The 13,350-nt window shown below is 35.3% G+C and carries 12 protein-coding genes and 1 other RNA gene; 9 read left to right on the forward strand and 4 right to left on the reverse strand.

Going from position 1 to position 13,350, the window contains the following annotated elements; genetic code table 11:
• Window positions 1-508 precede the first annotated feature (508 nt).
• The 9 genes from rnr to A9G17_RS11010 all read left to right on the forward strand — a co-directional run bounded on the left by rnr (window position 509) and on the right by A9G17_RS11010 (window position 10,185).
• On the forward strand, window positions 509-2,974 hold the full coding sequence (gene rnr, locus A9G17_RS10970) for a ribonuclease R (RefSeq protein WP_065738736.1): 2,466 nt from the start codon (window positions 509-511) through the stop codon (window positions 2,972-2,974).
• Window positions 2,975-3,727, forward strand: a complete 753-nt coding sequence (gene rlmB / locus A9G17_RS10975; RefSeq protein WP_065738737.1) for a 23S rRNA (guanosine(2251)-2'-O)-methyltransferase RlmB — start codon at window positions 2,975-2,977, stop codon at window positions 3,725-3,727.
• 14 nt (window positions 3,728-3,741) lie between these two features.
• Window positions 3,742-4,356: a hypothetical protein gene (locus A9G17_RS10980; RefSeq protein WP_065738738.1), complete on the forward strand. Its 615-nt coding sequence runs from the start codon at window positions 3,742-3,744 to the stop codon at window positions 4,354-4,356.
• Between the two features lie 189 nt (window positions 4,357-4,545).
• A complete protein-coding gene (locus A9G17_RS10985; protein WP_065738739.1) occupies window positions 4,546-6,636 on the forward strand; it encodes a BglG family transcription antiterminator in 2,091 nt (696 codons plus the stop codon).
• 26 nt (window positions 6,637-6,662) lie between these two features.
• Window positions 6,663-6,965 carry a PTS sugar transporter subunit IIB gene (locus A9G17_RS10990; protein WP_065738740.1) on the forward strand — a complete coding sequence of 101 codons (303 nt, stop codon included), beginning with the start codon at window positions 6,663-6,665 and terminating at the stop codon, window positions 6,963-6,965.
• A 21-nt stretch (window positions 6,966-6,986) separates the two neighbouring features.
• Window positions 6,987-8,276: a PTS sugar transporter subunit IIC gene (locus A9G17_RS10995; RefSeq protein ID WP_065738741.1), complete on the forward strand. Its 1,290-nt coding sequence runs from the start codon at window positions 6,987-6,989 to the stop codon at window positions 8,274-8,276.
• 14 nt (window positions 8,277-8,290) lie between these two features.
• Entirely contained in the window at window positions 8,291-8,695 is a 405-nt protein-coding gene (locus A9G17_RS11000; protein WP_065738742.1) for a hypothetical protein, read from the forward strand.
• 12 nt (window positions 8,696-8,707) lie between these two features.
• Complete coding sequence (locus A9G17_RS11005; RefSeq protein WP_065738743.1) at window positions 8,708-9,565, forward strand: class II fructose-bisphosphate aldolase; 858 nt, start codon at window positions 8,708-8,710, stop codon at window positions 9,563-9,565.
• 11 nt (window positions 9,566-9,576) lie between these two features.
• Window positions 9,577-10,185, forward strand: a complete 609-nt coding sequence (locus tag A9G17_RS11010) for an AAA family ATPase (protein ID WP_065738744.1) — start codon at window positions 9,577-9,579, stop codon at window positions 10,183-10,185.
• Between the two features lie 174 nt (window positions 10,186-10,359).
• On the opposite strand, the gene A9G17_RS11015 is transcribed toward A9G17_RS11010, so the two are convergent.
• The 4 genes from A9G17_RS11015 to dxs all read right to left on the reverse strand — a co-directional run bounded on the left by A9G17_RS11015 (window position 10,360) and on the right by dxs (window position 13,339).
• On the reverse strand, window positions 10,360-10,905 hold the full coding sequence (locus A9G17_RS11015) for a 5-formyltetrahydrofolate cyclo-ligase (protein WP_065738745.1): 546 nt from the start codon (window positions 10,903-10,905) through the stop codon (window positions 10,360-10,362).
• Between the two features lie 32 nt (window positions 10,906-10,937).
• A non-coding RNA gene (gene ssrS / locus A9G17_RS11020) (6S RNA) lies at window positions 10,938-11,119 on the reverse strand.
• A gap of 65 nt (window positions 11,120-11,184) precedes the next feature.
• Window positions 11,185-11,469, reverse strand: a complete 285-nt coding sequence (gene zapA, locus A9G17_RS11025) for a cell division protein ZapA (RefSeq protein ID WP_065738746.1) — start codon at window positions 11,467-11,469, stop codon at window positions 11,185-11,187.
• A gap of 7 nt (window positions 11,470-11,476) precedes the next feature.
• Entirely contained in the window at window positions 11,477-13,339 is a 1,863-nt protein-coding gene (gene dxs / locus A9G17_RS11030; RefSeq protein ID WP_065739153.1) for a 1-deoxy-D-xylulose-5-phosphate synthase, read from the reverse strand.
• Window positions 13,340-13,350 lie beyond the last annotated feature (11 nt).

Below are 13,350 nucleotides of genomic sequence, written 5' to 3' on the forward strand. Positions count from 1 at the left end.
AAAACATATCAATTAATTGGGTATTAATTGTATGCAATAAAATAAAGAGTAAGCAAATAGGTAATAATGATTTTATAAGAGTTAATAGAGTTATCACTAGACTGAAATAGCTTATATTATTTTAGTAAATAAAATGACTATTTATATATAATATGTGGATCGTTATTATTACAGCTAACATAAAAATAGCTTAGTGAAAATAACATTTAATTGAAACTAACTAATGTATTATTTTATGAAGATACATTCGATAATTTTTTAACCCAATCATTTTTACCGTCTAATTTTTTATGATCTAAATTATCGTCTGAATAGTAAATTGCTGTTGATGTATAATTTAATAAAGCTTGATATCTGTCTTTTGTGTTTATCAATATTAATAATTTATTAATAAAAATTAAAAATGAATTAAGAATCCTCTGATTGTTCTTGATAAATTGAATGTTCATTTTAAGTTATATCACTCTGTGTTATGCTAGCATTAATATTAGATCACAGGATGTTACTTATGATAAAAGATCCTTTCTTTGATAGAGAATCAGAAAAGTATGATTCCCCAATTGCCAGTCGTGAACTTATTTTAGATTACCTTAAAAAAGAAGCAAAACCAGCCAATTTAGAGAAAATTGCCCAAGCTGTTGCGATTAAAAATGAAGAGCAAAAAGTAGCTTTGCATCGTCGTTTGCGTGCGATGGAACGTGATGGACAAGTCGTGTTTACCCGCCGCAAATGTTATGCCTTACCTGAAAAATTTGATATGGTTAAAGGAAGTGTAATTGCACACCGTGATGGCTTTGGTTTTTTGCGAGTAGAAGGTAATCCAGAGGATTATTTTTTATCACCTGAACAAATGAAAAAAGTGTTACAAGGCGATGTGATTTTAGCTCAACCATTGGGAACCCAATATCGTGGTAAAGTCGAAGCACGGGTCGTGCGAATTTTAGAGCCTCGTAGTAATTTTATTGTCGGACGATATTTTATCGAACAAGGTGTTGGCTTTGTAGTGCCAGATGACAGTCGTTTAAATTTTGATATTTTGATTGTGGGCAAACCTGATCGTACGGTACGTATGGGCTCTGTTGTGGTAGTTGAATTACAGCAACGACCAGAGCGTCGTCAAAAAGCGGTAGGGATAATTAAAGAAGTGCTTGGCGAAATTATGGGAACTAATCTGGCCATTGATATTGCGCTTCGTAATCACGAGATCCCTTATGAATTACCGAAAGCGGTTATAAAAGAGACCAGCAAATTTACCGAACAAGTTCCAGAAAATGCCAAAAAAGGACGCAAGGATTTGCGTGAATTACCTTTGGTTACAATTGATGGCGAAGATGCTCGTGATTTTGATGATGCTGTCTATTGCCAAAAAAATCGTGGAGGAGGTTATCGCTTATGGGTCGCAATTGCAGATGTAAGTTATTACGTCCGTCCAGGTAAAGCATTAGATAAAGAAGCTTGCTTACGCGGTACATCAGTCTATTTCCCATCTCGCGTGATCCCTATGTTACCAGAAGTGTTATCTAACGGGCTTTGTTCGTTAAACCCGCAAGTTGATCGCTTATGTTTAGTGTGTGAAATGACTGTATCAAATAAAGGTCGTCTAACAGGTTATGAATTCTACGAAGCCGTGATGAATTCCCATGCAAGATTGACTTATACCAAAGTTGCTAAGATTTTAGATGGTGATAAAGAATTGCGTGAGCATTATCGTGATTTAATCCCACATCTTGAAAACTTGCAAGGTCTTTATAATGTACTTGATAAAGCTCGTATTGCGCGTGGTGCGATAGGTTTTGAGTCCGAAGAACCAAAATTTATTTTTAATGCCGATAAACGTATTGAAAGTATCGAATTGACTCAGCGTAATGTTGCTCATAAAATCATTGAAGAATGTATGATCTTAGCGAATGTAGCTGCTGCAAAATTCGTGATTAAAGCTGATGTACCATCTTTATTCCGTGTACATGATAAACCTGATGAAGAGCGTATGAATAATCTGCGCAGTATCTTAAGTGAACTTGGGTTATCTCTTGGAGGTGGTTCGAATCCTAAACCAAAAGATATTGCTGAGTTAATGGTTGCGGTTGAAGAGCGACCAGATCATGATATGCTACAAACTGTTATTTTACGGTCAATGAAACAAGCCATTTATGATCCAGAAAATCGTGGACATTTTGGCTTAGCACTTGAAGAGTACGCACACTTTACTTCGCCTATTCGTCGTTATCCAGATTTACTCTTACATCGAGCCATTAAATGGATTTTAGCTGACCAAAATCACAAAACAAGCAAAACGGGTGGTTATCGTTATAGTACCAGTGAAATGCTTTACTTTGGTGAACACTGCTCAATGACAGAACGTCGAGCTGATGAAGCTGTTCGCGATGTTGTGGATTGGCTTAAATGTGATTACATGCAAGATCATGTTGGTGAAGTCTTTAATGGAACTATTTCAAGTGTCGTTAATTTTGGATTCTTTGTTCGTTTAGATGATTTGTTTATTGACGGTTTAGTTCATGTCTCTTCACTTGAAAATGATTATTATAATTTTGATGGCTCACGCAACCGTCTTATCGGCGAAAATACTCGTTTCGTATATCGTTTGGGCGATAAAGTACAAGTTAAAGTCGATAATGTGAATCCAGAAGAACGTAAAATTGATTTTTCGTTAGTGGGAAGTAATAATAAGCCGAAACGTCAAGGTAAAACAGCCAAAGATAGATCCAAACAGGATAAAATCGATTTAAGTGCTGATTTACCAATTAAACGAAAAGCGAAAAAATCATCCAGCAAGAAAAGAAGTACTAATGCTAGCACTAAAGCTGAAAATAAAACCCAAAGCAAAACTAAGACCAAAACAAAAGCGAAAGCGATTGTAAAAACTAAAACTAAATCAAAAAATAATACAAAGAAAAACAGTAAATCGAAATCGACAACTAAAAAACAACGAGTTAAAACAAAGAGTAGCAAATAGATGAGTGAAACAGTTTATGGTATGCACGCTATTGAAGCATTATTAGCGCGTTCACCAGAAAGAATTATTGAGGTATTTATTATTAAAGGGCGTGAAGATAAACGTCTAATTGCCCTTATTCATCAATTGGAACAACTGGGATTGCCTGTTAAAGTAGCTAATCGTCAGTGGTTGGATGAAAAAACCAAAAATGGTGTTCATCAAGGTATTCTAGCTATGGTTAAACCAAGCCGTGGTTATCATGAAAACGATATTCCACTACTGATGGAACAGCAACCCAATCCTGTCATCTTAATTTTAGATGGTGTGACTGATCCACATAATTTAGGGGCATGTATTCGTACAGCTGATGCAGCTGGCGTAAGTTTTATTATCGTGCCAAAAGATCGCTCAGCACCACTTAATTCTACCGCACAAAAAGTAGCGTGCGGTGCGGCAGAAAGTGTTCCTGTTGTGAGAGTAACTAATTTAGCCCGTACCATGCGAATGCTACAAGATGAATACCAAGTTTGGATTGTCGGTACTGCTGGTGAAGCCGATAGAACGCTTTATCAAACTGAATTTTATAAATCATCGACCCCAACGTCACTGGCTTTGGTGATGGGCGCAGAAGGTGAGGGCATGCGTCGTTTAACGAAAGAACATTGTGACGAATTAGTCAGTATTCCAATGTCAGGCATTGTCTCTTCACTTAATGTATCGGTTGCAACAGGTGTTTGTTTATTTGAAATTGTGCGCCAAAAAAATAAATAGTAAGGGGGGGTAATATGCTAGGATTGCTTAAAAAACTATTACCAACCAAAAAAGAAATGCCAGCGCTTTCAGGGCGAGACCTTTATGGTCGTAATAATGTTGGTTATCCGACTATGCAAATTTCACGTGAAATTGATAATGTGGTAAAAACGCAATACAAAGCCATCAAACCGATTATCAACCAATATAAGGATACTCTATTTTTTAAGTGGGGACCGAGTGTTATAAATGATAAATTGAACGATGAACAACTGGCTAATTTATCAGGTCGCAATTTACAAATGGTCTATTTGTTATTATTTCGTGACATGCTTCGGTACCTTTCTGAACTCGTTACGTTAAAAAATGTACCCGAAAACTGGCCGGAAGTTTTTGCCCAAACCGTGTTGGATAATTGTCGTATGCTTAGTGATGCAGACGATAAAGATATTGCGAAGAAACAGCAATTATTTGCTAATACTGAACGTTTTGCAGTGGATGTACCCATAGATGAAAAAAATCCTGACAACACTGAAATTCCTGATTGGACAGTACCTATTGCTGAACTGATCATGATTCCGTCAGATATGATCTATAAATGTCACCGTCCATTGATAACCGCAATTGAAAAACGAAAAAAACATGGTTAATGTTATTTTCTAAAAAATAATTAAATGAATCCTTAAAGCAGGATTCATTTTTTTATCTTTCTTTAATTTCCTTTCTTTGATTATTTCCAATCTATAAATTTTGCAATTTATATTTGCAAAAATACCAACTAGGTAAGCAAATTTATCTCACTTATACTGCATTTAAGAAGTAAATAGGTGAATAAGTTTATGCGAACAAGAACCATTGAATTATTTAAGAAATTTATTTCCATCGACTATCCTTTAACTGTCGAAATGCTATCGGAAGATTTCCAAATTAGTGCACGAACGCTACGCAATGAAATTAATGAAATTAATGCTTTTTTGCAAAAAAGATGTTTACCCGAAATTTCAACGGTACGTAATAAAGGCTTTATCATTGATGCCACACAAGAACAAAAACAGCAAGTCCATAATGCGTTATTAGGGGTATCTATTTCACCCATTTTAAGTAAGGATGAACGCCAATTTGATTTGTTGTTATCCATTGCTTTTTCTAGTTGCTCAACTATTTTATGTCATAAAGAAAATATCTATTTTGTTTCGAAAAGTGTATTAGATGAAGATATTCGTAAACTTAAAACACGATTAAAAAAATACGATATTGAATTAATCAGCTTGCCCAAACAAGGAATGCAGCTCATAGGATTAGAGCGCTCTATCCGTTTAATGATGTATGAAGCAATTAACCAATTCTATGGTAATCTAGAATTGAATAAACCATTACATGAACTGAATTTAATACAACAATTACTTTTTAAGTATGTACCTCAAAATCTGATTATAAACCTATTAAAACTTGCCCATAAAACCATCAGTCAAATTCATGATGAAATCTATGTTCAACAAATAGTGATCTTTACTGCCATTTGGGTAATTCGCAATCAACATCAACATCATTTAACTATGGTTAGAGCCGATTTTAAACACCATGAATCGGGGCAAATCACCAAATTTATTCATTTAGTTTGCCAACATGAAAAGTTGCAAACCAACCGACAAGAACAACAATATATTATTTATATGCTTGAAGCATTCAACACTAAGGATATTAATAACTATGTCGAGTGGTTAAATGCACAGTTATTGGCAATTAAATTGGTGAATTATGTTGAAGAAAAAACACACATTCCATTTTCAACCAAACAAGAACAACTTTATGAAAACCTTTGTAAACACTTAGCAGGATTGATTGCCAGAGTAAGTAATAATATCCACATTATTAATCCATTACTTGATAATATTAAACAAAATTACGATGAAATTTACACCGTAATTAAACGCTTTATACAAAGCCCTGAAGCAAATTTAAGTCATAAAGTTTCTGATGATGAAATCGCCTTTTTAACAATTCATTTTTCTACTTTCGCTAGTGCAATTAACCAAGATCGTAGCTATTTTTTTAAAGCAGTGGTTGTTTGTGATCATGGGATTGCGACTTCTAATTTATTAGCTGAAACACTCAAAGAGTTTTTTAATATTGATATTTTGGCCATTCTAGGTCGAAATAATCTTGATTTATTAGATCAGCTTGATTATGACTTAATTTTTTCTACATTTCCGTTACAGCATTCGGCTCATCCCGTATTGGTGTTAGAACCAATTTTGAAAGAAAAAAATCATCCCATTATCACCGATTTTCTAGCTAAACACCGATCTAACCAACGCATTGTCAACCATTTAGATGATGCCACTGATCTTTTTTACTCTCTTGTCAATTTAATCCAAGAAAGTGGTGGTGTTGTGTCTGCACCAATCTATAACCGGCTTGAAAAGTGTTTAGCGATTAATAATCTTAAAATTAATAAAAGGAAAATTCAGCCTATGTTGAAAGATATTTTGACTGATGATGACATCATATTACAGCAAGATTGCCGTGATTGGCGCCAAGCTATCACTAATGCTGCTGAACCACTACTAAAAAAACGTTTCATTTTACCATCCTATATCCAAGCCATGATTAGCTCGGTTGAACAATATGGTCCGTATATTGTGATAGGAAAGGATTTAGCATTAGCGCATGCTCGACCCGAAGATGGCGTGAATCAATTAGGGGTGAGTGTGGTAACGATGCGTGACCCTGTGGATTTTGGTAACTCAGATATGGGACCAGTAAAAATTATATTTTGTTTGGCAGCTATCGATTCTTTTTCTCATCTCAATATTATGCGTAGCTTAATTGAGTTGATTAATGATGAACAAAAACTTACGCAACTCACCACGTGCCAATCGGTACAGGAATTTAAAACAATTTTATTTAATGAAACAAAATCGGTTTAAACAACTCAGTCGTAGGAGGATTGAAAATGAGTAATTTAACTATTTTATTTGTTTGTGGCGCAGGATTAGGCAGTAGTTTTGCTGCACAAATGGCTACCGAAGACGTGCTAAAAGCTAAAGGTATTGAAGCTAATTTAGATCATACTGATATTTCATCCGCTGCAGCGATGAATGCCGATATCATTATCACGGCTGAAAACTTTCGCCCACAGTTTGCCAAATTCAATATCAACGATAAAACCACCATCGTGTTTCTTAGAAATATTGTTTCCAAAGTTGAAATTGAGGAAAAGCTTTGCCCCGTTTTACAGCAAAAAGGACTGATTTAGTAGCGATAACAGGAGAATATTATGAATGTGATTAACTTTATTATCGACAATATTTTAACTCAGGCTTCAATAACAATTAGTTTAATCGCCATGCTTGGGCTTATTTTACAAAAAAAATCAGTCGGACAAATTATTTCAGGAACACTTAAAACCTTATTAGGCTTTCAGGTGTTAAATGCAGGTTCAAGCATTATTGTTGGTAGTTTGACTTATTTTGGTCAAATCTTTACCGCCGGCTTTGATATGCAAGGTATCATTCCATCCATTGAAGCCATAAACGGACAAGCCATGAATCAACTAGGTTTAGGTCGCGATATTGCACTGACCTTTTTGATGATCTTTATTTTCAATATTCTTATTGCTCGTTTAACTCGTTGGAAATATATCTTTTTAACTGGGCAGGCGATTTTGTGGATGGCGACCATGACGACCGTATTTGGTAGTGTAGCAGGCCTTTCTGGAATAGCTTTAATTTTAGTGGGAGGTTTGATTGGTGCTATTTTTGCAGTAATGATGCCAGCCATTGCGCAGCCAATTATCTATAAAGTGACAGGATCAAATGATATTGCTCTTGGTCATTTTTGTACAATCGGTTATCTATTTGAAGCGGGTGTTGCTTATGTAGTGGGTGAAAAAGGTGAGAACAAACGCTCAATTGAAGATATGAAATTGCCCAAGTCATTCGAATTTTTACAAGATACTTATCTATCTGTAATGGTGGTTATGGTACCACTTTATGTTATTACTGTACTGTTTGCTGGTGAACAATATGCCTCAACTTTATCAGGCTCTCAAAATTATGTGATTTATGCCTTTACACAATCAATTATTTTTGTGGTAGGGATTTATGTATTGTTAGCAGGTGTGCGCTTATTGCTGGGAGAAATCGTGCCAGCGTTTAGGGGAATTGCCATGAAAGTGGTACCAAATGCAATTCCAGCGCTTGATTGTCCGGTGTTCTTTCCATATAGCCCAAATGCAGTGATTTTAGGTTTTATTACTACTTCAATTGGTACAGTTATTGCGATGTTAACACTGCCGTTCTTTGGTTTAGCGATGATCTTACCTGGCATGTTAACTAACTTTTTTGCAGGGGGAACCGCAGGCATATTTGGTAATGCGATTGGTGGGCGTCGTGGTGCTTTAATTGGCGGGATAGCACATGGCTTTTTTATTACCTTATTGCCTGCACTGCTCGTTACTATTTTTACGCAAATGGGCTTTGTTAATGCTACAGCAACGGATGTGGATACCGTTACAGTCGCATTACTTTATGCGTGGGTGTTAGGTCCAATCTTGAAACACTTTTAACAAGGATAATTGCTATGTTTAGCTTCTTCAGAAAAAACAAACCTAAAGTCGAAGAATTCAAGACCGAAATAAAAGCCAGTTTAACATCAGAACAAATCGTTCAAATTGAGCAATCGATTCAGCAATTGCAACAACAAATTGCGAACAGTGACGATGCAAAACTTTTGGCTGTTTTATATGAAAAAACAGGAATGCTGTATTACCAATTAGAACGTATTGATTTAGCGATTGAGTATTTAGAAATCAGTTTACAACATAAAAAATCAATTGGAGAGGGTTATAAAATTTTAATGAGTTTATATAACCTAAAACGCGCCGAGGCTGCAACACATGGGTCAATGGCTGATATCGATTTTTGGCTGAATAAAATGGATTCCATGCGTAATATCGCCAAACAAGTAACGATTCTACGAGATTAAAGGAAAATTATTATGTATACCAATCTAAAAGCTGTCACTTCATTAGCGCAAAAGCTTAATTTTACCGTAGGTGCATTTAATACACATAATTTAGAAATGTTACCCGATATGCTTCGAGCAGCCAAAGAAGTCGGTGCCCCCATTATTATCCAAACAAGTGTCGATACGGCACGTTATATTGGCTATAAAGTTTTGGTAAATGCAGTAAAAGCTATCGCAGATGAAGAGATAGTTGATGCTGTATTGCATTTAGATCATGCCAAAAATTTTGATGATATTAAACAAGCAATCGACAGCGGTTTTACCTCAGTCATGTTTGATGGTTCTTCACTACCTTTTAAAGAAAACATATTAAAAACGCGCGCGGTTGTTGAATATGCCCATGCGCGTGGAGTATCAGTTGAAGGGGAGCTGGGCACCATAGGTGGCACAGAAGAGGGGATTAAGGTTGATGATAATGACAAAGTCTATACTAACCCTAAAGATGCGTTAGAATTTGTTAAAGCAACGGGTATTGATGCTTTAGCCGTTGCGATTGGCACTAATCATGGACAATTTAAATCAAAAACAGAAGTGAACATTCCGTTATTGAAAGAAATACATTCCCTTGTCAATATTCCGTTGGTTATTCATGGTGGGACAGGTGTTAAAGAAGAAGATTATCCTGAATTGATTAATAATGGTATTCGCAAATTTAATGTAGGTACCGAGTTATTAGTTAACTGGACACAAGTGGCCAAAGATAAGTTCGTACAAACTGAAGTGAATAAATCATTACGCCACAATGTTATTCCTGCTAATCAGGCGGTAAAGGAAATTGTGAAGCATAAAATGAGTCTATTTCTTAATGTGAATGGTCGTGTTAACTGAGGTGCATTGATATGCAGAAATATTTAATTTTACTGGCAGGTTGTCCATGTACAGGCAAAACGTATCTAGTTAAACAATTGCAACAGCAATTTAAAGACAGCTTTGTATTAACACCCGATGAAGCTAAAGTTTTGTATGCCGAATCGATTGGTTTTAATTCTAAAGCTGAAAAAGAGGCATTAGAACACAAAGTCTGGCATTTTTATTATGGTGTGTTGCAACTGTATATGGATGCAGGTAAAAGGATCATTATTTCTGAATATCCTTTCAGTGATAAGCAAAAAAAGCAACTCAGTGAATTTGCTGATCACTATTATTATCAAGTGATTACAATTCGCTTAGTTGCTGACTTTGATATATTATGGCAACGTCGCTACCTGCGCGACCGCTCGCCAGAACGTCACTTGAGTCATATTATGCAACATTATCACTATGGTGATAAACTTGAAGATCGCAATTTAGCCGACGATTTAGTGACGAAAGAACAATTTTATCAAATCTGCCAAACCAGAAAGTATGATCAGTTTGCTTTAGGTCAAGTGATTGAAGTAGATGTAACCCAATATGCAAAGGTCAATTATTCAAGTTTATTAGATGAACTCAAACAAATTGTTAAATAACAACTCTTTTTAGGTAAAAATGCCGACTTACCTTTTCCTACTTGGTTTTGTCGGCATAGTTATTTTGTTTGCTTACTTACTTTTTATCATTTCAATGGCTAATTAATAATAAAAATCAAAAAAATTTTGCCAATAATGCTTAACCATACTGGGTTATTGCCATTATTGATAATATTAAGCGTAGATGATTTCTGGTAGTTTGACATCCCATGGTTGATTATCAATATGAGGTACTTTTTGGCATGCAAACGCCAGACCGATAGGCAAAATTTGCTGGCTTTGGTAATTAGCTAACATACGATCATAATATCCTCCACCCATACCGATACGATAACCTCTTTCATCAAAAGCAACCAATGGAGTAAAAATAATATCTAATTTTTGGCATGGTAATACATTTAGTACATTTAAAGCTGGTTGCAGTATATTAAATTTGTTTTTAATTAAAGGTGTTTGTGGAGTGTATTTTAAAAAGAGTAAATGCGAAGAAGCAAATGGGTGTATAACAGGCAAATAGACAGATTTATTTTGTTGCCATAGATATTCTATAATGGGTTTTGTTTCCACTTCACCATCGAATGATAGAAATATTGCTATATTTTTTGCTAATTTTATACTTTGATGTTGGGTGATTTGTTGATAAATAGTATTTTGCGCATTAATGCGTTCAGTTAAGGAGAGTTGGCGTCTTTTTTGGCGTATATTCTGTCTAATATTCATCAGTTATCACTGTAGAAATAAAACGAGATAAAAGCACTCCAAGATGTCGTTTAGGGTCGTAACCCTTGAACCCAAGGTTCAAGGTGAACAACATGTTTCGATTTTTAGGTTTCCTTACAAGTAAGGCTTACACACCAATCAAAAGTCACATCATTCTAATATAAAGAGTATCGGCTCAGGGGACTAACCCACATCGCGAACATCCCAGAGATGCATATAATATTACAGAATTTAACAAATGATACAAGGAAGTTTTTATCAAATTTACAAATAAAAACGTTAATTGTTGGTATTCAAAGCAGAATCAAGCAATTGTTGTAGCATTTTTAGCCTATGGCTAAATTCGTTACTTTTTTCTTTTTCCTTAGTTAACTCGTAAGAAATATTGAGTGCTGCAGTCATGATAAGTTGCTCACTACCTATTTGTGGAGATTTTTCACGCAAATTAGATAAGCGCTCATCCAAATCTTTTGCGGCATTGGTTAGTGCGTCAACTTCATCAACCGGACAATTGAATTTTAATGTACGTCCAAAAATTTGAATAGTGACAGCTTGAGTTTCCATATTTAACCTATTTATTTATAAATTCATTAATTTTTTCTATAATATGTTCACAGTTTAATCCCATCTCATCTCTCATCTCATTTTGAGATCCTTGAGGAATAAACTTATCTGGTAATCCAATATTTAAAATATCACATTTTATTTTTTTAGATAATAAAAATTCACAGACGCCACTACCAGCACCGCCTTTAATACTATTTTCTTCTACAGTGACAAGTATATTATGAGTTTGGCTAATGTGCAAAAGGACTTTTTCATCTAATGGTTTAACAAAACGCATATCTATGACTGTAGCATTAATTTTTTTACCCGCCTGTAAAACTTCAGGTAGTAATGTGCCAAAATTGAGTAAAGCTATGTTTTCTCCTTCAATGCATAATTTTGATTCACCTATTGGTATGGGTGCTAATGGTTCTAATTGCACTCCAATACCTTCACCACGTGGATATCGCACTGCTACAGGACCATTATGTAAATAACCTGTATAGAGCATTTGTCGACACTCATTTTCATCACTAGGCGTCATTATGACAAAATTAGGTATGCAACGCATAAAACTTAAATCAAATGAGCCCTGATGCGTTTCACCATCGGCACCAACAATACCGGCTCTATCTATAGCAAATAAAACAGGTAAGTTTTGAATGGCAACGTCATGAATAACTTGGTCATAAGCGCGTTGTAAAAAAGTTGAATAAATTGCCACGATTGGTTTTAAACCACTAATAGCAAAACCCGCAGCAAGTGTAACTGCATGTTGTTCAGCGATGGCGACATCAAAAAATTGATCTGGATAAAGATTGGCAAACTTGGTCATACCAGATCCTTCACTCATTGCAGGAGTGATAGCCATTAGTTGTTTATCATTTTGCGCCATTTCACACAACCAATCACCAAAAACTTGAGAATAGGTTGGTATAACTTTATTTGTCTCTGGCAATATTCCATCTTTGGGATTAAATTTTGGTACACCATGCCATAAAGTTGGATTTTGTTCTGCTGGTGCATAACCTTTGCCTTTCTGCGTAATAACATGAAGTAATTGAGGGCCTTTTAGTTGCCGAACTTTTTGTAAAGTGGTTACTAAACTTTCAACATCATGCCCATCAACAGGACCAATATAATTAAAACCAAGTTCTTCAAATAAGATTGCTGGTGTCACTAAACCTTTTAAATGTTCTTCGGTTTTTTTAAATAATTCTTTTAAAGGTGGAATATTAGCAAGCACTCGTTTGCCACTTTCACGGAAAGAAGTATACGTTTTACTTGAAAGAATCTGGGCTAAATGTTGATTAAGTGCACCTGTATTTTCTGAAATTGACATGTCATTGTCGTTAACAATCACTAACATGTCGGGTTTAATATGCCCAGCATGATTCATTGCTTCAAATGCCATACCAGCGGTAAGTGCGCCATCACCAATAATTGCCGCTACCTTTTGTCCAGATTGTTTTTTTTGCTCACTAATAGCAATACCTAAAGCGGCACTGATAGAAGTCGAAGAGTGGCCTGTAGTTAAAACATCATATTCGCTTTCATTGCGATGTGGGAATGGATGAAGTCCACCTTTTTGCCGGATTGTGAGCATTTGATCTCGTCGGCCAGTTAAAATTTTATGTGGATAAGCTTGATGACCAACATCCCAAATAATTTTATCAAAAGGGGTATGATAAACATAATGCAGTGCTACTGTTAACTCAACCACACCCAGTCCTGATGCTAAATGTCCACTAGATTGACTTACACAATTTAATAAAAATTGTCTTAACTCGCGACAAATTTCAGGCAGCTGAGATTGAGGATAACATCGTAGATCCTCTGGAAAGTTAATTTTTTTTAATAAGGGATAATTATCCAAATTCATTTTTATCATTAAGTTAT

Source organism: Gilliamella sp. wkB7 (assembly GCF_001693435.1).
Taxonomy (GTDB): domain Bacteria; phylum Pseudomonadota; class Gammaproteobacteria; order Enterobacterales; family Orbaceae; genus Gilliamella; species Gilliamella apicola_N.

Excerpts from the sequence above, each read along its gene's own strand:
- rlmB (WP_065738737.1), top strand. The coding sequence starts at position 2,975 with ATGAGTGAAACAGTTTATGGTATGCACGCTATTGAAGCATTATTAGCG.
- A9G17_RS11015 (WP_065738745.1), bottom strand. The coding sequence starts at position 10,905 with ATGAATATTAGACAGAATATACGCCAAAAAAGACGCCAACTCTCCTTA.
- A9G17_RS10990 (WP_065738740.1), top strand. The coding sequence starts at position 6,663 with ATGAGTAATTTAACTATTTTATTTGTTTGTGGCGCAGGATTAGGCAGT.
- A9G17_RS11000 (WP_065738742.1), top strand. The coding sequence starts at position 8,291 with ATGTTTAGCTTCTTCAGAAAAAACAAACCTAAAGTCGAAGAATTCAAG.
- zapA (WP_065738746.1), bottom strand. The coding sequence starts at position 11,469 with ATGGAAACTCAAGCTGTCACTATTCAAATTTTTGGACGTACATTAAAA.
- A9G17_RS11005 (WP_065738743.1), top strand. The coding sequence starts at position 8,708 with ATGTATACCAATCTAAAAGCTGTCACTTCATTAGCGCAAAAGCTTAAT.
- rnr (WP_065738736.1), top strand. The coding sequence starts at position 509 with ATGATAAAAGATCCTTTCTTTGATAGAGAATCAGAAAAGTATGATTCC.
- A9G17_RS10980 (WP_065738738.1), top strand. The coding sequence starts at position 3,742 with ATGCTAGGATTGCTTAAAAAACTATTACCAACCAAAAAAGAAATGCCA.
- A9G17_RS10985 (WP_065738739.1), top strand. The coding sequence starts at position 4,546 with ATGCGAACAAGAACCATTGAATTATTTAAGAAATTTATTTCCATCGAC.
- A9G17_RS10995 (WP_065738741.1), top strand. The coding sequence starts at position 6,987 with ATGAATGTGATTAACTTTATTATCGACAATATTTTAACTCAGGCTTCA.
- A9G17_RS11010 (WP_065738744.1), top strand. The coding sequence starts at position 9,577 with ATGCAGAAATATTTAATTTTACTGGCAGGTTGTCCATGTACAGGCAAA.